Raw genomic sequence first — 22,849 nt, forward strand, 5'->3', positions numbered from 1 at the left:
GCTGCATGATGTGAAGGCACGGCCTTCGTTTTTGACAACAAATAGGGTTTGGGGTGGAAGAAATGATCTACTTATGGGTCGGGCTGAGCGGTGTGCTGGGCGCCCTGCTCCGGTACGGGATGGGCCAGTGGATTGCCCTGCCGGACGGCGGCGGATTTCCACTGAGCACCCTGATCGTCAATTTGACGGGGTGCCTGGCGCTGGCTTTTTTCTATACGGCGGCAGCGACACGTTTTAAGGTGCATCCGCACTTCCGGGCGGCGTTCGGCACCGGATTTATCGGGTCTTATACAACGTTTTCGACGTTTTGCAAGGAAGGCATCCTGCTGGTAAAGGACGGGCATACGGGGACGGCTTTGGCGTATATCCTGATCAGTCTGGCCGGAGGATATGCCTGCGCATGGCTGGGCGTCCGCCTGGGGACATTCAAGCCCCGGAAAGCTGCAGAAGGGGGGCAGGCCTGATGCCGGAATGGATTTGGGTAGCCATTGGCAGTTTTGCGGGTGCGGTATGCCGCTATGGCTCGGTAACTTATCTGGGGGCAAAATTCCCGAGGCTGGTCTTGCCTGTCGGAACCTTGTTCGTTAACCTGCTCGGCGCGTTTCTGCTCGGTCTGCTGACCGGGATGGATGCGAATGCAGAGATGACCCTGCTGATCGGCACGGGATTTATGGGGGCGTTCACCACCTTCTCGACCTTCCAGTACGAGCTGGTCCAGCTTGGCAGCCAGAAGCGCTTCGGGACCGCAGGCCGTTACTTGCTGCTGAGCGTGGTGCTGGGCCTGGTATTGGCCTATGCGGGGTATGAGCTGGGAGGACTGGTGGCTTTCTCTGCCTCATAATTTGCTCAAGCAAGTAGAAGTGGATTCCAAAAAACAAGGAGCCAAGCGGGAATATCCGCTTAGCTCCTTGTTTTTTCACGTATGATCTCATTTTTGTTGCTGGGTTGTTCCCAAATTAGCCTATGGGCAGCCTCTGGGCTGCAAGCAAAGCCGGGAGTTAAGGCAGCGCTACATAAATCAGTGTAGCAGTCTGCTCCTCGGATGGCAGCATGCTGGTGCCTGTTCCGTCTGCGTCGGCAACGAATTGAACAAGAGAACTTCCGGATTCAGGAATATTCTTGTTCTTGACATTGATCAAGAAGACTGAATCGAAGGCTGTACTAATTCCGCTGATGGTCAGCGTATGTCCGTCATTGCTGATTTGCTGATCTGTCAAATTGACCCAGCCATAACCCAGTGAAATCTGATCGTTGGTAGTGAAAGTGAAATCATCCATGGTAATAGTGATTGTACTGTCTGTGAACGTACCTGTAGACAAGTAGTACAGGATGAAGCTGTTGGTGCTGTTTGCCTCAAGGGAATAATTCGTCACTATGTCGCTGTCATAATTGGTCATAAACCCGTACGTGGCTGAAGCTGAGGTTTGGACCGACGTTGCTGCTGTTGATACCAGCGTAATCGTCTGTTCCTCGGATGGCAGCTTGGCCCCTTCTCCATCGGTGTCCGCCTTCAGGGTAATCGGGTACGAGCTTGCAGCGGGGATCGTTTTCCCGACCGGATAGACAGAACCTCCCAGCTCAAAAGAAATATCATTATTGGCGTCGGTGTCGATATTGGAAATCGTGATGGTATGGCCGTCATTGCTGAGCTGGTCTTCTGTGAAATTCGCCCAACCCAAGTCGCCGCCCAAATTATAGTAGTCGCCGGTAGTGGCGGACACGCCTTCAATGTCTATTTGCAATGTTCCGCCGGTAAATGCTTCCTTCGGATAATAATCAAACCGGGAAGCGCTGACAAGGTTTTTGAAACGAAGCGTTTGTTTCTCATAAAATCCCCTGGGCTGTCTTATTTTCATGGAAGTATTTGAATTGCAAGACCCCCTTTCTTTATCGGAATTTTAAAAATGATAGGTTAGTTTCAATAGCATCTGGGGACCAGGATTCAAACAATAATGATGTCCTGGAGCATGAACCGGAATTGCACGTGTTGCTGCTTGGCTGGAATCCATTAAAGTGAAGTTGATTTTCGAGTGAGATCAACCAAATTATCACTTTGCGGCAAAATAGCGGCAATGTTATAATGTAATTAAGGAAGGTGATGTTATGTTTACCCCTAAATATTCAATAACGGACCCCATTGCGCGCAGACTAATGGATATACAACGTGCCAGTGTTGTGGTGGATTTGCTTCCATTGCCCGCATCTATTCTGGATTTGCTTAAGAAAGAATCAATGGAAAAGACGGTTATCCTTTCGACGAAAATTGAAGGAAACACGCTTGATGAGGCGACAAAACGAAAAGTTCTGTACCAAACCAGCAATGACAATGAAGAGCAGGAAGTTTATAACTTAATGAAAGCACTGGAATACCTGGATGAAGCGGAAAGAAGGCAGCTCCCGGTCACAGAGGAATTTGTTAAAAAACTGCATGCCATTATCCGAATATCGCACGGACGAAGACCACGTGTTAGCGACTATCGCGATGAACAGAATCAAGTAGGCAGCCGTAATGCTTCCGGTTTTTATTTGCCGCCGGAATGGAAGGATGTCCCTGAATTAATGGAGGATTTGGTTGCCTGGGTGAACTCGCCGGAAACCTATTCGGTTCCGGTTCCTATCAAGGCAGGTATATTCATGTGGCAGTTTCTAACGATTCATCCGTATATGGACGGGAATGGCCGAACGGCCCGGATGATTACGACCTATCTTTTACGCCGCGGCGGTTATGGCTTAAAGGGGTTATTTGTGCTCGAGAATTTCTATGACCGCAACTTGGCTGATTATTATCGACGACTCCAGTTGGGTCTTCATCACAATTATTATTTTGGGCGAAATGAGGCTGACTTGACGCCTTGGCTGGAATTCTTTATTGATGGTTTGGCGGAGGTCTTTCAAGAAGCAGCGGCTATTGTAACAGAGAAATCTGCCCAAATGACTAAAATTGAACCCGATTTAATTCGCAAATTAGATCCCCAGCAAAGAATGGTGTTCGCCCAATTAACCTTTAAACACGACACCTTAACGACAAGCGAAATGAGGGACCTGCTCCGTTTGTCGGATCGTTCAATAAGGGAAAAGGTAAGCCATTGGAGAGCAGAAGGATTCATAGAGCCGCGCGACCAAGATGCCAAACGGGTTCGTTCAGTCAAGTTAACTGCGGAATACGAGCGTCTGGCTCAAGACATTCGGAATGCCCCGGATACATTCGCTCATTTTCTAAAATGAAGGCAGCACTGCGACCTCAAATTGAGATTCCGCAGTGCTTTTTGCGTATACGAAGAAAAAAGGGATGGATCATCCTTTTCCTCCTCCTTAAAAAATGCCCCTCAAACGGCAAAGTTTACTCGGCTATTTTTGCCACGATTTTGCCCTGTACCCGCCGGGTCGCAAGCTCGGCTAAGGCTGCCGGGACTTCCTCCAGGGTGATCACTTTTTCGACAAGAGCATTTAGCTTTCCGTCCTTAAGAAGCGCGAGCATTCGGTCACCCATTTCGGCAAGGGTCCGCTGTTCTTTGACATTGCCCGACTGATGGACGCTTCCGAGAGCGACCTGGTGAAAAGACAGCGGATGCGCAAAGGAAATCGCCTCGTTGACGTTAGGGGGACCGGCAATAAAGGCAATCTGCCCGTTAAAGGCCAGAGCCTCCAGGGACTTGTCCGCATTGTCGCGGCCCACAGTATCCAGGACCAGATCGACGCCCAGCCCGTTCGTGAGCTCCAAGGCTCTTTTGGCGAAATCTTCGTTCTGGTAATCAATAGCATAATCGGCCCCTAGACGTTTTACAAATTCATGTTTGGAGGAGGATGCTGTTGTAATCACCGTCAATCCGGCATTTTTAGCCAGCTGGATCGCAAAACCGCCGACTCCGCCCGCTCCCGCATGGATCAGGATCGTTTGGCCTTTGGCAGCGTGCATTTTATGGAATAGAGCCAGATACGCCGTGTAACCTGCACACGGAAGAGCAGCGGCATCCTCAAATGAGACGCCTTCGGGAATCAGCGAAACGGTATGGGCGGTTGTGACCCCGTATTCGGCATAGCAGCCTTTCTTCGTCAAGTCCCCGTGGTAAACGACCCGGTCCCCGGCTTTAATGCCGGTAACCTCCGGGCCTGTCTCCTCAACGACCCCGGCAGCATCTACGCCAAGGACATGGGGATACGTCCAGCTGGGATTCCCGCCGTTCCCCGTTTTATAATCAACCGGGTTCAGCCCGGCAGCCCTGATCTTAACAAGGATTTCACCCGGTCCGGGTGTTGGCTTCTCCAGCTCGCCGACTTTCATTTCGGCTGCTTTTCCTTTATCTTCGAGCAGTAGTGCTTTCATATTCATAGATTTCACCCCTCAGAAATTGTGTACAGCTTATGCTTTCAGCCCGTCCGGCAGACAGCAGACAAGCAGGCAGGCCTGCAGGCAGCAGGCGGAGTGGTCTGGGCAGACACAAAAGCGGGCAGGCCGCAGTCGGGAAGGCAGATGGCAGAGAACCGCCCCAGTTGCGCCAAGCCCTGCCCCAGGTGTGCCGGCCCTACGCCCAGTCCCTGCGCAGCGTGATCAGCTCGCGCAGGTCTTCGGTGGACAGCTCCGTAATCCAGCCCTCCGTGCTGGAGATGACGTTGTCGCTGAGCTGCTGCTTGCTTTCCAGCATCTCGTCGATCCGCTCCTCCAGCGTCCCCAGGCAGATGAATTTGTGGACCTGGACGTCCTTCGTCTGGCCCATCCGGTAGGCGCGGTCGGTGGCCTGGTTCTCCACCGCCGGGTTCCACCAGCGGTCAAAGTGAAAGACGTGGTTGGCAGCGGTCAGGTTAAGGCCCACGCCGCCCGCTTTCAGTGACAGGATGAACACAGCGGGGGAGGCTGAGCTGCCTGCTTTAGAGCTGCCGGATGCTCCGGCTTTTGCTGCACCGGCAGCGGCGCCCGATTCGGCCGCCCGGTCTGCTCCGGCGCCGCTCTGGAACTGCTCGACCATCCGGTCGCGCGCCGTCTTGGAGGTGCTGCCGTTCAGGTACAGCACCGGCTCCTGCAGCTCGTGCTCCAGCACGGTCTTGAGCATTTCACCCATACCGATGTACTGGGTGAAGATCAGGCAGCGCTCGCCCTCCTCGCGCAGCTCCTTCACCATCGCGAGCAGCCGCTCGAGCTTCGAGGACCGCTCGACCAGCGCGGCGATGTCCGCGTCCTCCACCGGCTCCCCGTTCATTCCGGGGGAAGGCTCGCTGCCCGCCAGCAGCGGATGGTTGCACAGCTGCTTGAGATGAGTCAGCGCGGAGAGGATGGCCCCCTTGCGCTGGATGCCCTTCAGGCTGGCCATCTGCTGCATAAGCTGACTGACGGCCTGATCGTATAAAGCCCCTTGCTCGGCTGTCAGATTCACGTAAGTCTTCATTTCGTTCTTCTCCGGCAGGTCGAGCTGGATGGCCGGGTCCTTTTTCTTGCGGCGCAGGAGAAACGGGTGCACCAGCTTCTTCAGGTCAGTCATGCGCTTCTCGTCATGGTCCTTCTCGATCGGGGCCGCAAACCGGTGCTGGAAAGCACGGGCCGATCCGAGATAACCCGGCGCAATGAAGTCATAGATCGACCAGAGCTCGGACAGCCGGTTCTCGATCGGCGTGCCGGTGAGCGCGATCCGGTGGCGGGCCGGGAAGCTGCGGACAGCGGCCGACTGCTTCGTCTGGGCATTCTTAATATTCTGCGCTTCGTCCAGGCAGATGGATTCCCAGGTGACGGTCTGCAGCAGCTCCTGATCGAGTGCGGCCGTCGCATAGGAGGTCAGCACGACATCCGCCTGCAGCGTCTCGGCTTCAAACGCCTCTCCGCTCAGCCGTCCGCTGCCATAGTGCAGCTTGACCGACAGGGAGGGCGCAAACCGCTGCAGCTCCTTCTGCCAGTTGCCCAGGACAGAGGTCGGGCAGATGACGAGGGCAGGGGAGCGCGTACGGCTGGCAGGGCCAAGGCCCGGGCGCGCAGGCAGCTCGGACCGTTCAGGACGCGCATGGTGTACAGGCTGCTCGGACCCGCGCGGCCATTCCGACCGTTCGGACCATTCCGGTCCTTCTGTCTGTACCAATCGGTCTTGCTGCTCCAATCGGTTCAACGGTTCCAATCGCTCTGAGCGTTCCGTCTGCCCCGGCCGGCGGGCCGCTTCGCCCGCTCCCGCTGCCCGGCTCTCCTTCACATGCAGCAGATAGGCGATCAGCTGCACGGTTTTGCCAAGGCCCATGTCATCGGCCAGGATTCCGCCCAGCCCGTATCGCCGCAGAAATGCAAGCCAGGCGAATCCTGCGTGCTGATAGGAGCGGAGCGTGGCGTGCAGGTTGCCCGGCACCGGCTCAAGCGGCCAGTCCTCCTGCCGGTTCAGCTGGCTGAAGAGGCGGGCGAGCAGTCCGTTCAGCTCAACCTCGATCCGTACCTGGCCGCTGTCTTCTTCGTCCTTACTGGAATCGTCCTCCGGCTCACCGCTGGTCTCACCTTTGTTCCATTCCTGCTTTCGCTTCTCCAGCAGGTGCAGCTGAAGCACGTCCTGGAAGGACAGCCCCTGTTCGGGATTAATGCTGTCCATCGCCCGGCGGATTTGGGCGAGAAAGTCGGGATCAAGGGCCAGCCACTGCCCCCGGAACTGGACGAGCCGTTCGTTCCTGGCGAGCAGCTCCTGAAATTCGCTTTCGCTGAGGTCGGTGTCGCCGATTGCGACCCGCCAGTCGAAATCGACCAGCGAATCAAAGCCGAAATACGACGGGCCGCGCGCGCTCTTCTCCTCCTCGGAGGCGGCGCGCACCTTGGCGCGCAGCCGCGGCTTGCGGCGGCTGGCCGCCTCCCACCAGGCCGGCAGCAGCACAAGCCAGCCGGCCTTCAGCAGCTGCTCGCTGTCCTGGCGCAGGAACTGCCAGGCAGCGTCGTTGTCCAGCGCGCGTCCCAGCACGTCGGAGCCGGCCGCAAGCCGGCCCGGCGGCATTCCCGCGCGCAGCCGGTCCAGCCAGCCGGCGCTGCGCTCGCGGACGTGGGCCGTCCATTCGGACGGCCACGATCCCGCAGCTTCGCCGCTGTCTGCGAGCTGCACAGGATAAAGCGACGAGGCGTCGTGCTTATCCTGCAGGTTCAGCTGAAGCCGCCACTCGGGGGCGGCTTCCTCCGGTTCGAGCAGCTGAAGGATCGGCCGGAACGGGGCGGTGTCGGCCTTCCAGCCGACCGCCACCAGCCAGGCCTGCTCATTCATACCCGCGAACCGGGCGGCACCGCGCTCGAACAGCCGCGGGAATTCGCTGCGCAGATCGGCGGCTTCCTCCTCGGTGCTGTACCAGCGCTGCCAGACCGCCGCCGAGAAGGCCGCCTGCAGGCCTTCCCGCAGCTCGTCGTCCTCCGCCAGCCGCTGCAGCGCTGCGCGGACCTGCCCGGCAAAGTCTGCCCCCGCAGCATTTGCCGCATCCGCACCGCCCGCATTCGCTCGGCCCGCTTCGGCGATGCCAACGCTTTTCGCCTCGGCACCAACGCTCTCCGAACCAGCGCCAGCGCCTTTCGGCCCTATATCAACGCCTTCCGCATCCGCACCAACGCTCTCCGAACGGGCACCAGCACCCTCCAAACCAGCGCCTCTCCCCCGGATAGCTGCGGTCAGCTGCTCCCTAAAAAAACCTTCCTCCCACACCCACTGCAGCTTGCCCTGCCGGTATACCTCCAGGCTGGGGTGGTATTTGCGCTGCCCGATGCAGGCGGCGAGAGCGGGAGCGAGGATTTTTAAGGGCCGGGATTCCTCGTCCCACTCCCATTCCACATGCTGCAGCATACCCGCGTCGTCAGCGAGGTAAGGGATGACCTGCTCGGCGGGCAGCACGATAATATCGGCGCCTTCGGCCTGCTGAATCTCCAGTTCCGTTCCGTAGAAGGATTCCTCGTGCCAGGCGAACAGCAGCTGTTTTAAATAAAGTCCCGGTTCATAGCCGTAGGCCTGCTTCCGGCCGAACAGAAGCGCATCGCCGTAGGGGGTAAGCCGGACATGGACTTGAATGCTCTGCAAATGCTTGCTCATGAAATCAGATTTCCTTTCCGAAGTTCCTCCTGCAGGGCACGCAGCCTGCTGTGCCTTGCTGCAAAGACGCCCAAGAACAAGGCCCACCGCTCATCCTGCTTGAGTTTGGCGTACAGCTTAGACAGCCGTTTGAGCAGCTTGACCGCTTTCTTGTAGCTGTCCCGGTTCTTGTGCGTAATATATCGTTCAACAGCCTGGTGGTAAAAAGGAAGCAGAAGCCGGGGATCGGCCTTCTCGATCGCCTGCAGCTCCTTCACCTTGAAATCGAGCGGCTCCGCGCCGGCTGACAGCTGAAGATCCATCCACTCCCGCCACCGTCCGTTCTCGAACAGCTTCCGCTCATAGAAGCGCTGGGCTGCCGGCAGCAGGTCCTCCATCGTCCGCCACATCAGCGTCTCCGCAGCCGGATCGAGCGCTGCAGCGGCTTCCCAGAAGCGGAAATAAGCCTCCAGCTGGCTGCCGCGGCTGTTCCGGACCAGCGCAGCGAGCTCCAGCAGCCACGCGGTCAGCCGGGCGCCGTCTCTGCTCTGCTGCACCGTGTCCAGCAGCCGGGACATGTCCTCCTGCCGGAGCAGGCCGGCCGGCTTCGCCGCCGCGGTGTCCAGCAGCAGGCGCGCCTGCTGATCCCGGCCGAGCAGGATGTGAATCCAGGCCTGCGCGGTCCGGAGCATGTAAGGCTGCACGCCTGGAGCCGGATTGGCAGCTCCCGTGACCGTCCGCTCTGCCGCTTCCTTGTCCGCCTGCTCCAGCTCAGCCAGTTCATCCAGCTCGTCCTGCAGCAGCTCCTTCTCGGGGAAGAACGGGATCAGCCACTCCGTCCAGAACCGGTAATAATAATGGGAGAAATAGTATCGTTCCTTCGGCTCGCGCAGCATCTCCCGGCGTAGCCAGTCCAGCGACTGGCGCAGCAAGGGCTTAAGCTCTTCCTGCTCCGCGCCGGACATGGAAGCCGGAGAGGGCGCGTCCTCCAGTGACAGCAGCACGCCCTTGTCAGTTTCAGCAGCCGAAATATGCGTAAAATACCCGATATGCGAGCTGTAGGATGCCGGAGCGCCCGGAACCTTGACCGGCTGCAGCAGCGACTGCAGGACAAAGAGGTGGGCATGAAGCCCGTACAGCTGCTCCACAGGCTGCCCAAAATCCCGGCCTGCCCGGAAAATAACCTCCAGCGCTTTGGCCGCATAGGCAGCGTTCTTGACTTCTCCTTCAAAAGGAGCGGTCAGCCTGCCGAATCGGCGGTGCCATTCCGTAATATCCAGCGACAACCTGGTTTCCGCCTGCTCCCGGTCAGACGCATGCCGGCCGGTGCCGCCGCCCCCTCCCGCCGGAGCCTCATACAGGGACGGAGCAGACTTGCCGGCAGGTTTGACGGCTGAATTGGCAGCCGGCTTGGCGGAAGCCATCAGCTGCTTCGCTTTGGCATTCGCCAGGCTGTTCACAGAGCGGCCCTGCTCCTCCGCAAATTTCATTAATACGGCGGCCATGTGCTTGCAGGGCCCGTCCACCGGGCAGCTGCAGCTGGCCAGCGATAACGTCCCGACCGGGATCTCGACCGCGTACGGCTCTTCACCCTGGCCTTTAACCAAAGCGTGTATAACCGCAGGCTCTGGCATCTCCAGCCGCAGCACGCGTCCCTGCTTATAATAAAGAAAGCCCCGGCTCAGCGTGACTTCATCAAATTGACTGCCCGTATACTGTACCAGCCTGTTCCACTCGGTATCCTGGATCAGGCCGTCTGATTTCATTGTCACAATAGAGTCACCCTTGCTTACTTGTCTTGATATTCTAGTCATTCTCTTCAGAATCAGTATACCATTTCAGAAACATTTGTTCCCCATCCGCCTGAAAAATCTCCAGATTAATCCGGTCCCCAAGGCCGAATTCAATCCCTTCCTGCTCCAGCTGCATCCGCTGAAGGAAGCGGGATTCGTCATCCTGCAGTCCGATTTCGCCCTTCGCGTTCACGACCCGGTGCCAGGGCAGCTTGTGTTTGCCGCTGGAGGAATGCAGAATCCGCACGACCTGCCGGGCAGCGCGCGGGCTCCCGGCGAGGGCGGCAATTTGGCCGTAGGTCATGACCCGGCCTTCGGGAATATTTTTAATGATGGTAATGACTCGTTCTGTAAAAGGCTGCATCTCAAACTCCTTCTAATGTTTTGACCGGAGATACTGCTCCGGGGTCTGGCCGATCACAGCCTTGAAATCCTTGCTGAAATGCGCCTGGTCGTGGTAGCCGAGATCCATGGAGAGCTCCAGTAAATTGCGGATCCGGCCCTTGTCCATCGCTTCGGCTGCATTCTGCAGGCGGTAGAGCCGGATAACCGTTTTGGGGCTGAGTCCGACATACTGCCCGAACAGCCGCTGCAGGGTGCGGATGCTGCAGCCGAAGACCGAGCACAGCTGCTCGACTCTGGACAGCTCCTGGTGCGAAGCGATATAGACGACGATGCCGGCCATCTCCTCGGCTTGCGGGTCCCGGGGCGGAAGCACGGCTTCAAACAGCCGGTCCGCAGCTGCGGCTTTCTCCTGATCCGTCTGCCCGGGGCTGAGCAGATGCTGCTCCAGCGCCGGCCCGTCCACGCCAAGGATGGACAAGGGCGGAAGCGGCTGGCCCTGCAGCTCCGAGACGGCATGCCGTAGAAACGGGTGGAAGCCTCCGGGATGGAACTTGGCGCCGAACACCAGCCCGCGGCCTGCAAGCCGGTGGGCGTGTTTTTCCGCTGCAGGGGCGTAGAACAGGCTCCTCCCCGGCTGCACAACGAGGTTCACGCAGGGGTTTGGCACCACGCCCTGGTCATAGGGGGCCTGTCCGTTCAGATCCCATTCCGTAATCCAGTAATGCTTGATAAAAGGCTTTAACGCCTCCGCAGGCTGAATGCGGGTCAGCGTGAATTTCTTGCCTGCTTCCGTATGCCGGAGAATGCCCAGGGCCGGTTGAATCGGATTTTGACTCATAATGTTTACCTCCGATAGATGGTCAGGAATGGGATGATGTCGCCTTTTTACAATACATGCCAGCGGTTTTGTTATTAAAATCATACTATCACAAACTAACAAAGGAGCGATGGGCATGGAACTGAAATATGAATTTTACATTGGGGCAGAGCCGGAGCAGGTTTGGCAGACGCTGGTTTCGCCTGAGGGCACGCGCAGCACCTTTTTTGGCACCGTTTTGCAATCGGAATTGACGCCGGGGGCTTCCTTTGAATATGTAGGGCCGGGCGGAGACGGGGACAGCACCGTGCATGTGTACGGCACCATTCTGGAGGCAGAGCCGGGAAAAATCCTCAGCTACCTGGAGCATCCAGGCCCCTCTTACCGGGAAAATCACGCCGAGCTGGAGTCCCGGGTTACTTTTACAATAGAAAAAGCCGGCGGCTGCACCAAGCTGACGCTGGTGAATGACCAGTGGACGCCGGATCACCCGGCCCTGCAGAACACGGAAGGGCATTGGTGGATGATTCTGAGCAATATCAAGACCTACACGGAGACTGGAAAAACGCTCGATTTCGGCTGGTAAGCCGCCGGGCGGAGTTCATGGACAGGGATAAACGGCGTCAAACCGCCGTCAGCCGGAAAAATAAGCAGCCCGATTCGCCACCAGGCGGTTCGGGCTTTTCGTCCGTATTCTTCTAATCTGTATTCTTCTAATCTGTATTCTTCTAATCTGAATTCTTCTAATCCGTCTCCTTCAAAATTGTTCACATTGAGTTCATGTAACTGATTTAAAATAAGCTTGCAGAAAGATGGGCTTGGTTTGAAAAATGGGTTTGGAACAAGGAAGGGGGATTTCAGTATGACCCGTATTTTAATCGTTGATGACGATCCATATATTCAGGAGCTGATCAGCCACGTCCTGATTCAGGAGGGCTTTGAGATTTCTACGGCGGGTAACGGCCTGGAAGCGCTGGAGGTGCTGCAGGAGGTGAAGGCAGACCTGGTCATCCTTGATGTGATGATGCCGGAAATGGACGGCTGGGAGCTGTGCCGGGAGCTGGAGGCCCATTACGATATGCCGCTGCTGATGCTGACGGCCAAGGGCGATACCGCCCAGAAGGTAAAAGGGTTTGAGCTGGGCACAGACGACTATATGGTCAAGCCGTTTGAAGCGCCCGAGCTGGCGGCCAGGGTCAAAGCGCTGCTGAAGCGCTACCGGATTGCGGCTTCGCAGCAGATTCAGCTGGGCGAGCTCATGCTCGACCGCAAAACGTATGAGTGCCGGGCTTTTGGCGAAGCGGTGTCCCTGCCGCTCAAAGAGTTTGAGCTGCTATTCATGCTGGCCAGCTATCCGGGCCGGACGCTGCTCCGGGACCAGATTGTGGAGCAGGTGTGGGGCTATGATTACGAAGGCGATGAGCGGACGGTGGATGTGCATATTAAACGGCTGCGGGAACGGTTCCCGGAGGACCGGCACTCCTTCCGGATTGCAACGGTGCGGGGCCTGGGCTACCGCTTTGAGGTGACCGCATGAGCGGTCAGGACAGAGACGGATACCGGGACAAACCGGAAAGACCGGGTAGACCGGATAGACCAGAAAGGCCCGCAAGGCCGGAACGGCTGGAAAGACCTGCGCACGGGGTGCGCGGATTGGGGCCCTCGGATGCCGATATCCAGCGGCGCATTAACCGCAAGAAGGTCAATCTGGAGCAGAGGCAGGCCCAAGAGGAGCAGCGGAGGCAGCATGCGCAGCGTCAGCGGGATCCGCAGACTTTTTCCAATGATATGCACGAAAAATTCATGAAGCTTATGCGCGTCGCCGGCATTCTGCTGCTGCTGACCCTCTGCTGGGTGGCGGGCTACTATGTCCTGAACTCCGTTTATCGTCTCACCGGCTGGCAGCCAGCCCGGCTTCCGGCTCAGCTGCTGACCTCGATGCTGGGCATGTTCTTCTGGGGCATTGCTGTCTCCATTCTGTCGAGAGTGGCCAGGGATCAGCAGCGTTATTACTACCAGCAGATGCTGGATGCGCTGCGCCGGATCTCGCGGGGGGATTTTCAGGTTGACCTGGGGAATCTGGATGGACTCGGCAATCATCCTTTCAATGAACTGGCCAGCAGTGTGAACGAAATGGCGGCTAATTTGAAGAATACCGAGGACATGCGCCAAGAATTTATCTCCAATGTCTCGCATGAAATTCAGTCGCCCCTTACCTCGATCGCCGGATTTGCCCGGGTGCTGAAGCAGGAAGAGCTGGACCGCGGGCAGGCTCTGCATTATTTGGATATTATTGAACAAGAGAGCGCCCGCCTGTCCAAGCTGAGCGACAGCATGCTCCGCCTGGCTTCGCTGGATTCCAGGCAGCTGGAGCTGCAAACCGAGCGGTTCCGGCTGGATAAGCAGCTGCAGCTTCAGGTGCTGTCCTGTGAGCCGCAGTGGCTGGAGAAGAATATCGAGATGGATGCGGAGCTGAAGCCGGTTGAAATGGAAGCCGACCAGAACCTGCTGAGCCAGGTCTGGGTCAATCTGCTGCACAACGCGGTTAAATTTACGCCGCCCGGCGGCACGGTGAGGATCAGCCTTTCTGCCTCGGACAGCGAGGCTGTAATTTCGGTGCAGGATACGGGAATCGGAATTGCGGAGGAGAATCTGCCGCATATTTTCGAGCGCTTCTACAAGGCGGACCGGTCCCGGGCCCGGCATGAGGGCGGGAACGGGCTTGGCCTTTCGATTTTGCAAAAAATCGTCGAGCTCCATCATGGAGAGGTCTCCGTCACCAGCCAATTAGGGGAAGGGACGGAGTTTATCGTCAGGCTCCCGCTTCGGCAGTCCGGCACTTCTTGACACTGAATTTTGAGGTCACTATAATGGATTTTGTCGATAGTTAGGAATGCTAAATATTAAATGATTTAAAATTTAGTAAGGCGTATTGTTTGTCGGCAAGGAAGGGGGAGTCCGCTTGGAAAGCCATGAACAGCCGGCTGTAGGCAAGCTGCTCGAAGTGATGAGGCAGTTTCGCCGCAACCAGCTGCACAAGGTTTCTTTTGAAGGCTATAACGCAAGCATGATCAGAGTTTTATTTATTTTGGGCAGAGGCTCTGTCAATAAGCCGGACGGGATGACCGTGTCGGAGATCAGCAATGTAATGGAGGTAACTCCGCCGACTGTAACGCCGCTGATCAAGAGTCTGGAAGCCGACGGGCTTGTGCTCCGGGTCAATGACCAGAATGACCGCCGGGTCGTCCGGGTGACGCTGACCGATAAGGGCCAGGAGCTCCGCAGGCAGGCGATGGAGATCAATATGAAGCGGATGCGGGGTATCAGCGAGCATCTCGGCGCAGAGAAGACCGAGCAGCTGGCAGACCTGCTGCAGGAAGTGCTGGATTATCTGAATGGCGGGAAGGAACAGGAGCCTGATCATTCGTGCGGGCGGTAGATTAATATTTTTAGCTCAATATTTTAGCTCAATATATGAACAAGTGGAGATGATCGAGCAATGCTGAAGCTGTTCAGGCTCTTGAAGCCATACCGGATTCCGGTGATCATTACGCTGCTGCTGGTGTTTATCCAATCGCTGGCAGAGCTTTATCTTCCGACTTTAATGTCGGATATCGTGGATAACGGAGTTGTTACAGGGGATACGGCGTACATTTGGCGGTTTGGCCTGTATATGCTGCTGGTTGCCTTGGGAAGTATGGTATGTTCCATTATTGCCAGCTATTTCTCCTCCATGTCGGCAACAGGATTTGGCAAGCTGCTCCGGGGAAAAGTATTCAAGCACGTCACCAATTTCTCGCTTGAGGAATTCGACAAGATCGGGACAGCGTCCCTCATTACACGCACAACCAATGACATCAATCAGATCCAGCAGGTGCTGGTCATGATGCTGCGCATCATGGTCATGGCTCCGATGATGGCTATCGGCGGTCTGATTATGGCCTTGAGCAAAGACCGTTCGCTGACGCTGGTCTTCGTCGTGGTGATCCCGGTAATGGCGCTGGTGATTGCCGCTGTGGCGAGCAGAGGGCTGCCGCTCTTCAAAGCGATCCAGAAGAAGATCGACAAGCTGAACTTGGTGCTCCGCGAGGGGCTGACCGGGATCCGCGTTATCCGCTCCTTCAACCGGATCGAGTTTGAGAAGCAGAAGTTTGAAGCGGCCAACCGGGATTTGACGGAGACCTCTATTAAGGTCAATAAAATTTTTGCAATTATGATGCCTGCCATGATGATCATTATGAACTTTACGCAGATTGCGATTGTCTGGTTCGGCGGCCACCGGATTGATACTGGTGAGATGCAGGTCGGCGATTTGATGGCCTTTATCCAGTATGCGATGCAGATCATGTTCTCGATTCTGATGGTAACGATGATCTTCGTCATGATTCCGCGGGCTTCCGCCTCTGCTGAACGGATCAACGAGGTGCTGGATATCGAGCCGGTGATTAAAGACGGGGATGAGAAGGGAAAGGCTTCGTTAACCGGTTCGCAGCAGCTGCGCGGTTATCTGGAATTCCGCAATGTCACCTTCAGCTATCCCGGTGCGGAGCAGCCAGCCATTCAGGATATTTCGTTTGCGGCCAAGCCAGGCGAAGTCACAGCGATTATCGGCGGCACAGGTGCCGGCAAATCCACGCTGGTCAGCCTCATTCCGCGCTTCTATGATGTGGACAGCGGCGAGATTTTGCTGGATGGAGTTGATATCCGGAAAATGACCCAGGCCGACCTGCGCAGCAGAATCGGCTTCGTCCCTCAGAAAGCGGTGCTCTTTAGCGGCACGGTAGCTGAGAATATCCGCTACGGCAAGGATGACGCAACAGACGAAGAAATCCAGAAGGCGGCCCGGATCGCCCAAGCCGACGAATTTATTTCGAAGATGGAAGAGGGCTATGCGGCTCCGATTTCCCAAGGCGGCTCCAACGTATCCGGCGGCCAGAAGCAGCGGCTGTCCATTGCCCGCGCGCTCGTGCGCAGGGCAGAGCTGCTGATCTTCGACGACAGCTTCTCCGCGCTTGACTTCAAGACGGATGCCAAGCTGCGGGCCGCGCTGAAGCGGGAAGCCGCAGACGCTACGATGCTGATTGTGGCCCAGCGGGTCAGCACCGTCATGGATGCAGACCGGATTATTGTGCTGAATGAAAGCAAGGTAGCTGGAGTGGGCACCCATCACGAGCTTATGGAGACCTGCGAGGTTTACCGTGAAATTGTCAGCTCCCAGCTGTCCGAGGAGGAGATCGCATGAGTCAGGCTAACAAGAGCGGAAACGGCAGACCGGGCGGCGGACCGCGCGGGCACATGGGCCCTGGCGGACCGGGAATGGGCATGCCTGTCCAGAAAGCCAAGGATTTTAAAGGCACGCTCCGCCGGCTGCTTCAATATTTGAAGCCTAACCGCGGCAAGCTGATTATTGTTTTTATTACAGCAATTTTGAGTACAGTGTTCAGTATTTACGGTCCTAAGGTACTCGGCCGTGCGACCACCAAGCTGTTTGAGGGACTGATGGCGAAGGCCCAGGGCGTGCCTGGCGCGCATATTGATTTTACGGGCATCTGGCAGATCGTGATGGAGCTTGTCGCTCTTTATATCATCAGCGCCATCTTCAGCTATATTCAGCAGTATTTGATGGCGGGCGTCTCCCAGCGGACGGTTTACCAGCTGCGCCGCGATGTGAACGAGAAGCTGAACCGGCTGCCGCTGAAATATTTTGACTCCCGCACCAACGGGGAGATTCTCAGCCGCGTCACCAATGACGTTGATAATATCAGCACGACGCTGCAGCAGAGCTTGACCCAGCTGATCACCTCGGTCGTTACGATTATCGGCGTGCTGATCATGATGCTGACGATCAGTCCATGGATGACGCTGATCGCGCTGGTTACGCTGCCAATCAGCGTGCTGGCGATTACGCAGGTCGCCAAGCGCTCGCAGAAGCAGTTTGCAGAGCAGCAGAAGGAGCTTGGCATGCTGAACGGCCATGTGGAGGAAATGTACACAGGCCATAAAATTGTCAAGGTGTTCGGCCAGGAAGAAGAATCCCTCGCCAAGTTTGACGAAGTGAACGAGCGGCTGTTCCATGCCGGACGCAAAGCGCAGTTCCTGTCCGGGATGATCATGCCGATCATGAACTTTATCGGGAACATCGGCTATGTGCTGATCTCGGTAGTCGGCGGTTTGTTCGTCACGCACAACCGGATTACCATCGGCGACGTGCAGGCGTTTATCCAGTACATGCGCCAGTTCACCCAGCCGATTACGCAGACGGCCAACATTGCTAACATCATCCAGTCAACTGTAGCTTCGGCAGAGCGGGTATTTGAAGTGCTGGATGAAGAAGAAGAGGTTCCAGAGTCCTCCACGCCTCGGAAGCTGACATCGCCGCGCGGCGAGGTTGCCTTTGAGCATGTGCAGTTCGGTTATGAAGGCAAACCGACGCTGATCGAGGACATGAACATTGAAGCCAAGCCGGGTCAGACGGTTGCGATTGTAGGGCCGACCGGCGCAGGCAAAACCACGCTGATCAACCTGCTGATGCGGTTCTATGAGCTCCGCGGCGGCCGGATCGTCATCGACGGCATGGACATCAAAGACATGAAGCGCAGCGATCTCCACCAGCTGTTCGGCATGGTGCTTCAAGATACCTGGCTGTTTAACGGCACGATCCGGGATAACATTGCTTACGGCCGGGAAGGGGCTTCGGAAGCGGACGTTGTGCGTGCGGCGAAGATGGCGCATGCCGATCACTTTATCCGCACGCTTCCACATGGCTATGACACGGTGCTGAACGAGGAAGCCTCGAACATTTCACAGGGCCAGAAGCAGCTGCTGACCATTGCCCGCGCGATTTTGGCCGATCCGGCGATCCTGATTCTGGACGAAGCGACCAGCAGCGTCGATACGCGCACAGAGGTCTTTATCCAGAAAGCGATGAACGAGCTGATGAAGGGCCGGACCAGCTTTGTCATTGCCCACCGCTTGTCCACGATCAAGGGTGCCGATCTGATCCTGGTCATGAACCAGGGCACGGTTATTGAGCAGGGAACCCACGATGAGCTGATGGCGCAAAACGGCTTCTATGCCGATTTGTACAACAGCCAGTTCAGCGATGATTTTGAGGAAAGCGCCGGCTGATCCGGCAGGCAGCGGTCATGCGGAGTTTTTTTACCAGGGAACAGGGAAATAGCAAGTAAATAACAGGTCTCTGCATAGGCAGGGACAGAGGGGCTCTTCGTCTGGACGGAGAGCCTCTTTACTAATGGCCTGGAGTGAAGCATACAATCTATGAACAGGGCCTAACAATCTGGTAGACTTGTCCTATCAATTAGTACAGAAGGCAGAACAGGAGGGATCGCGCTGCAGCTCTCAGAATCCACTTATTCCGAGTGCCCGAAGGGGCTGGGTTATCCGTATATTCATCTTCGGCTGGGGCAGTTATATTATGAGGAGCAGGACAACTTTGAGCAGGCAGCTGACGAGCTAACCCGGGCTTACATGGGCGCCGGTATTGAGATTTTTATGGAGGACGACCCCAAGTATCTTGAGTTTCTGGAGACAAAATTAATAACTTAAGCTTCGTTCACATGCTGCCGAATGACGGTTTACCTGCAAGTTGGTAGCGCAATAGAACTCCGGAACTGTATACGGTTGCTGCCAACTGCCATAGCCAAATCCCCCAGCACGGTCTTCATCAGGCGACCCGGGAGATTGAATAACGCCATCCAAGGTCATGAATGTATGCACAATAAGTTTTTTCCATTTTGCTGTTCATCCTTTCCTATACAGATTGTTAATGTAAACTGCCTCTTAAGCCTGATAACTCTAATTCTTGAAGAACTTCCTTGGCATCACAGTCGGGATTCAGAATATGGATCATTTCTTCCGTAATAGGGGAATCCGTAATGGAGAAATTATTGTATATTTGTGCCACAACATCTAATGAGGGCGAACATTCAAAATAACCTGCTGCAAATTCTGCAAAATCCTCTGGCGTATCGAATATACAGCCCAGTAAAAAGTCAGAACCATCGCTTTCACCTTCTGGAATCTCAACGTTTCCCTTGTGCCATTTCGGGTCATTGCTTGTGCGCCAAATACAAAAAGTCACATCGTCTTGTTCAATTGCATCATTATCAAGCAAAGATAATAAATCCTTTGGAACGTCATCATAAATCCCTTGCCATACTTTATATTCATCTTGCGCATGCGGGCTTAATCCAGATTCATGATCGAAACCTTTCAGGATGGCGCCTTCCGGGGAGAACAACATAATGAGATGATCACCTGCTCCATTGTCTATCTTCGCCATACTAACACCCTCAGCCCAATCCTGAACAAAGCTATGATAACGAAGCCATTCATCCCGGCAAAGGATCATATTTAGGGCTGCTTGGATTTTCATGAGCTTGTTTAAGATTATTGGATTTGGCAAACGCTCTAACACATTTACTTCCATGAATCCACACCCTTTCTTCTATTATTGCAAAGCCGTGTTCCTGGTGATTAAAATGCTCTCTTATCGCACAGCTGTTGCATCAGCTTTAATGGAATTATTCTTGAAAACGATTCAGCTATCCTGCCTGTTTGCTGCTTAAAGCATTGCCAGATTACAACTTTATTCTCTTCTCGCAGTTAAAGCATTCTTGGCAAGCGCCGGACGTAGCGGTATAATGAACTTAAAATGACCCGTGGTTCATTTTACGATGAGGCGGGTTATATTTCTTATCACCAAACAGTGAGGAGAACGGAAATGAAATCAAAATGGGGATTTGCCGCTTCGTTAGCGGGCAAACGGGGCAGATGGATTACGCTGTCCGTATGGGTTATCGCGGCTGTCGTGCTCAATTTGCTGCTGCCAGGCATCAACAAGGAAGAGGTTAATAATGCCGCCAACCTGCCGGACAGCTCGCCGTCGGTGCAGGCAGAAGCGTTGGTCGCCAAGGAGTTTCCTTCGGGCAAAGGCGTGCCGGCTTTGTTTGTCTGGCATAGGGAAGGCGGACTTACTGATGAGGATTTAGGCCATATTCAAAAGCTTTCGGCGGAGCTCACCGCTTCACCTCTGCCGGAGCAGGTATTTGTCGTGCCGCTTGACCAGATGCCGCTTCAGGCGCTGAAGGCGCAGCTGTCCGAGGACGGCAGCACGCTGGTGTCGACGGTGCTGTTCGAGAAGTCGGCGGAAACGGCTGCCCTGAAGGACAGCCTGGACCAGTTCAAGCAGCTGGCAGAGAAGGAGTTTGGGACAGATCCTTTTGCGCAGAAGACCACGGCAGACGACTTGTCCGCACGGGTTACCGGGCCGGCCGGAATATCGGTTGATGCCACCGGATTGTTCCAGAACGCGGATTTCTCGCTGATGATGTCCACAGTCATTCTGGTGCTGGTTATCCTGCTCCTGATTTACCGCTCGCCGATTCTGGCGTTCATTCCAATCGTCGCGGTCGGCTTTGCTTACCTGGTCACAAGCCCGATTCTGGGCGTCATGGCCCACAATGGCTGGATCACCGCAGATTCGCAGGCGATTTCGATTATGACGGTGCTGCTGTTCGGGGCGGGGACGGACTACTGCCTGTTCCTGATCTCCCGGTTCAGACAGCTGCTCCATGAAGAACGGAGCAAAGGCCGGGCCCTGCTTGGGGCGATTACAGGCTCCTCCGGTGCGATTGCCATGAGCGGCTTTACCGTCGTGCTGGCCCTGCTGACGCTGCTCCTGGCCAAATACGGAACCTATCAGCGTTTCGCCGTTCCGTTCAGCGTCTCAATTCTGATTATGGGCATCGCCAGCCTGACGCTGGTTCCGGCGCTGCTGGCTGTACTCGGCAGAGGTTCGTTCTGGCCGTTCGTGCCGCGGACTCCGGAGATGGCGGCCGAACGCGCCGCGTCCAAGGGCAAACCGGCCCCGGTTCAGAAGCAGTCCAAACAGCTGATCGGGCGGGCGGTTGTGCGCAAGCCTTGGCTGATCCTCGGCGTTACCGTGGTGCTGCTCGGGGCTCTGGCGTCTTTTTCCACGCAGATTAAATTTACTTATGACCTGCTGTCCTCCTTCCCTAAGGATATGGCTTCCAGAGAGGGATATGAGCTGATCGGCAGCAAGTTTACGCCCGGTGAGCTGGCTCCGGTTCAGCTGATCGTGGACAGTGAAGGTAAAGAAACGGACCTTGCAGATGCGTTAAAAGGTCTGGATTACGTATCTGAAGTTTCGGATGCCCAGCAGGGGGCGGGGAACAAGCAGCTGCAGTCCTACAGCCTCCAGTTCACCATGAACCCGTATTCGCAGGAAGCGATGGACCATATTCCTGACCTTCGCGAGGCGGCTGAGAAGTCCCTTCAATCCGCGGGCATCACGGACGTGGAGGATAAGGTGTGGATCAGCGGGCAGACCGCAACCCAGTACGACACGAGGGAGACCGGAAACCGGGACAATTCGGTCATTATTCCGGTTGTCATCGGCCTGATAACGCTGCTGCTTCTGCTGTATCTGCGGTCGATTGTGGCTACCGTTTATCTCGTCGCAACCGTCATCCTGTCCTATTTCTCCGCGCTCGGGCTGGGCTGGATCATCATTCACTACGGCCTCGGGGCGGATGCGATCCAGGGGGCGATTCCGCTCTATGCGTTCGTGTTCCTGGTGGCGCTGGGTGAGGACTACAACATCTTTATGATCTCAAGCATTTGGGAGAAGAGAAAAATCATGCCGCTGAAAGACGCCATCCGCGAAGGCGTCAGCGAAACCGGCTCCGTTATCACGTCCGCCGGCATCATTCTGGCCGGAACGTTTGCGGTGCTGGCGAGCCTGCCGATTCAGGTGCTGGTTCAGTTCGGCATTATTACCGCCGTCGGCGTGCTGCTCGACACCTTCCTGGTGCGCCCGTTCCTCGTGCCGGCGATTACCGTGCTGCTGGGGCGGTTCGCTTTCTGGCCCGGCAGGCATGCGGAAGTCAAAGAGAGTGCGCAGGACCATGCAGGTGCGCAGGTGTCCAAATAACTATTCAATCTCTGAACAAGAATTCCCGCAAAAAAAATCCGCACCCCAAAGTGCCCCTCCAGACCGGCAGACAGCCGGCTGGAGATAAGGCATATAGGGTGCGGATTATTTATTGTCAGGACTGCGGCTCCTGGAGGTGCTCGTCCAGGCTTTTCCCCGAATCGACCAGCCCCTGATTGATGGCTTCCCATAAATACAGGGAGACGATCGAGCCGTAAGGCGGCCAGCGGTGGAGGAGCTGCTGCAGATATTTCTTGTCCTTTCTCGGCTCAAGCCCATACAGCCACTGCGCCGCCCGCTGGAGACCGGCGTCGCCCAGTGACACTACATTTTCCCGGCCCAGCGCGAAAATGAGAAACATCTCGGCCGTCCACCGGCCGATGCCCTTCACCGACGTTAAGGCGGCAATGACCGCCTCGTCGTCCATATCCGGGAAGGCTGCGAAATCCAGCTCCCCGGACAGCACCTTTCCGCTCAGGTCGCGGAGGTAGGACAGCTTGGACGCCGACAGCCCGGCGCCCCGCAGCGCCTCGTCCTCCTGCGTCAGCAGCGCCTCCGCTGTAAAGCCGCCCGCCAGCAGCCTGACGCGCTCGCGGATGGTTGCCGCAGCTTTCACCGAAATCTGCTGGCTGATAATGGAGCGGGCCAGCGCCTCAAACGGGTCCCGGTCCAGTGTGACCGTCAGCACCCCCAGCCGCGCGATGAGCGCCCCGAGTCGGGGATCGGCGCCGGACAGCGCCTGAATCCGCGGCTCCCCAGAGTGCAGATTCCACTGCGTATCGCTTGTATTGTTCGTATTGTTTGCAGTCATATCCAACTCTCCTGTGACCAGACTTTTTTACGTATATTCGTTCCTCTCCACTTCGGCTGCAGCAGGCCTGCTCTAAGCGGTTTGGCCCGGCCCAAACCCGGCTCAAACCCG

General features: G+C 56.2%; 18 protein-coding genes and 1 pseudogene. 11 read left to right on the forward strand and 8 right to left on the reverse strand.

The window, feature by feature from the left end:
- The first annotated feature begins 62 nt into the window (after positions 1–62).
- A complete protein-coding gene (gene crcB, locus FCN15_RS12985) occupies positions 63–464 on the forward strand; it encodes a fluoride efflux transporter CrcB (RefSeq protein ID WP_138495415.1) in 402 nt (133 codons plus the stop codon).
- Positions 464–841: a fluoride efflux transporter CrcB gene (gene crcB / locus FCN15_RS12990; RefSeq protein WP_138495416.1), complete on the forward strand. Its 378-nt coding sequence runs from the start codon at positions 464–466 to the stop codon at positions 839–841. Before crcB (FCN15_RS12985) ends, crcB (FCN15_RS12990) begins: the two co-directional genes overlap by 1 nt.
- A gap of 157 nt (positions 842–998) precedes the next feature.
- On the opposite strand, the gene FCN15_RS12995 is transcribed toward crcB (FCN15_RS12990), so the two are convergent.
- Positions 999–1,856, reverse strand: a complete 858-nt coding sequence (locus tag FCN15_RS12995; protein WP_138495417.1) for a BslA/BslB family hydrophobin — start codon at positions 1,854–1,856, stop codon at positions 999–1,001.
- 247 nt (positions 1,857–2,103) lie between these two features.
- On the opposite strand from FCN15_RS12995, the gene FCN15_RS13000 reads away from it, so the two are divergent.
- Complete coding sequence (locus tag FCN15_RS13000; RefSeq protein WP_138495418.1) at positions 2,104–3,225, forward strand: Fic family protein; 1,122 nt, start codon at positions 2,104–2,106, stop codon at positions 3,223–3,225.
- Positions 3,226–3,340: 115 nt separating this feature from the next.
- Here FCN15_RS13000 and FCN15_RS13005 read toward each other — a convergent pair whose 3' ends face one another.
- From FCN15_RS13005 to FCN15_RS13025, 5 genes are all read right to left on the reverse strand, one after another.
- Positions 3,341–4,324, reverse strand: a complete 984-nt coding sequence (locus FCN15_RS13005; RefSeq protein WP_138495447.1) for a zinc-binding dehydrogenase — start codon at positions 4,322–4,324, stop codon at positions 3,341–3,343.
- 199 nt (positions 4,325–4,523) lie between these two features.
- A complete protein-coding gene (locus tag FCN15_RS13010; protein WP_238996672.1) occupies positions 4,524–8,018 on the reverse strand; it encodes a DEAD/DEAH box helicase in 3,495 nt (1,164 codons plus the stop codon).
- Positions 8,015–9,763, reverse strand: a complete 1,749-nt coding sequence (locus FCN15_RS13015; protein ID WP_238996679.1) for an SWIM zinc finger family protein — start codon at positions 9,761–9,763, stop codon at positions 8,015–8,017. Before FCN15_RS13015 ends, FCN15_RS13010 begins: the two co-directional genes overlap by 4 nt.
- Before the next feature lie 40 nt (positions 9,764–9,803).
- Positions 9,804–10,154 carry an MGMT family protein gene (locus tag FCN15_RS13020; RefSeq protein WP_138495420.1) on the reverse strand — a complete coding sequence of 117 codons (351 nt, stop codon included), beginning with the start codon at positions 10,152–10,154 and terminating at the stop codon, positions 9,804–9,806.
- A gap of 12 nt (positions 10,155–10,166) precedes the next feature.
- Positions 10,167–10,973, reverse strand: a complete 807-nt coding sequence (locus tag FCN15_RS13025; protein ID WP_138495421.1) for an AraC family transcriptional regulator — start codon at positions 10,971–10,973, stop codon at positions 10,167–10,169.
- 115 nt (positions 10,974–11,088) lie between these two features.
- Here FCN15_RS13025 and FCN15_RS13030 point away from each other — a divergent pair, with 115 nt between their 5' ends.
- From FCN15_RS13030 to FCN15_RS19655, 7 genes and pseudogenes are all read left to right on the forward strand, one after another.
- A complete protein-coding gene (locus FCN15_RS13030) occupies positions 11,089–11,538 on the forward strand; it encodes an SRPBCC family protein (protein WP_203232137.1) in 450 nt (149 codons plus the stop codon).
- 276 nt (positions 11,539–11,814) lie between these two features.
- Positions 11,815–12,489: a response regulator transcription factor gene (locus FCN15_RS13035; RefSeq protein ID WP_138495423.1), complete on the forward strand. Its 675-nt coding sequence runs from the start codon at positions 11,815–11,817 to the stop codon at positions 12,487–12,489.
- Complete coding sequence (locus tag FCN15_RS13040; RefSeq protein ID WP_238996673.1) at positions 12,486–13,799, forward strand: sensor histidine kinase; 1,314 nt, start codon at positions 12,486–12,488, stop codon at positions 13,797–13,799. Before FCN15_RS13035 ends, FCN15_RS13040 begins: the two co-directional genes overlap by 4 nt.
- A gap of 115 nt (positions 13,800–13,914) precedes the next feature.
- The gene (locus tag FCN15_RS13045) at positions 13,915–14,391 is read left to right on the forward strand and encodes a MarR family winged helix-turn-helix transcriptional regulator (RefSeq protein ID WP_138495424.1); all 477 of its coding nucleotides are present in this window, start codon (positions 13,915–13,917) and stop codon (positions 14,389–14,391) included.
- A 60-nt stretch (positions 14,392–14,451) separates the two neighbouring features.
- Complete coding sequence (locus tag FCN15_RS13050) at positions 14,452–16,194, forward strand: ABC transporter ATP-binding protein (RefSeq protein WP_138495425.1); 1,743 nt, start codon at positions 14,452–14,454, stop codon at positions 16,192–16,194.
- Positions 16,191–18,080, forward strand: a complete 1,890-nt coding sequence (locus FCN15_RS13055; RefSeq protein WP_138495426.1) for an ABC transporter ATP-binding protein — start codon at positions 16,191–16,193, stop codon at positions 18,078–18,080. Before FCN15_RS13050 ends, FCN15_RS13055 begins: the two co-directional genes overlap by 4 nt.
- A 249-nt stretch (positions 18,081–18,329) precedes the next feature.
- Positions 18,330–18,518: pseudogene (locus tag FCN15_RS19655) on the forward strand (tetratricopeptide repeat protein); the annotation flags it as partial.
- 217 nt (positions 18,519–18,735) lie between these two features.
- Here FCN15_RS19655 and FCN15_RS13065 read toward each other — a convergent pair.
- Positions 18,736–19,401, reverse strand: coding sequence for a hypothetical protein (locus tag FCN15_RS13065; protein ID WP_238996674.1), 666 nt, complete (start codon positions 19,399–19,401; stop codon positions 18,736–18,738).
- 294 nt (positions 19,402–19,695) lie between these two features.
- Here FCN15_RS13065 and FCN15_RS13070 point away from each other — a divergent pair, with 294 nt between their 5' ends.
- Positions 19,696–21,927: an MMPL family transporter gene (locus FCN15_RS13070; protein WP_138495427.1), complete on the forward strand. Its 2,232-nt coding sequence runs from the start codon at positions 19,696–19,698 to the stop codon at positions 21,925–21,927.
- 115 nt (positions 21,928–22,042) lie between these two features.
- Here FCN15_RS13070 and FCN15_RS13075 read toward each other — a convergent pair whose 3' ends face one another.
- Entirely contained in the window at positions 22,043–22,738 is a 696-nt protein-coding gene (locus FCN15_RS13075; protein WP_138495428.1) for a DNA-3-methyladenine glycosylase family protein, read from the reverse strand.
- Between the last annotated feature and the right edge of the window lie 111 nt (positions 22,739–22,849).

It is taken from the genome of Paenibacillus pinistramenti, from assembly GCF_005869875.1.
Lineage (GTDB): Bacteria > Bacillota > Bacilli > Paenibacillales > Paenibacillaceae > Fontibacillus > Fontibacillus pinistramenti.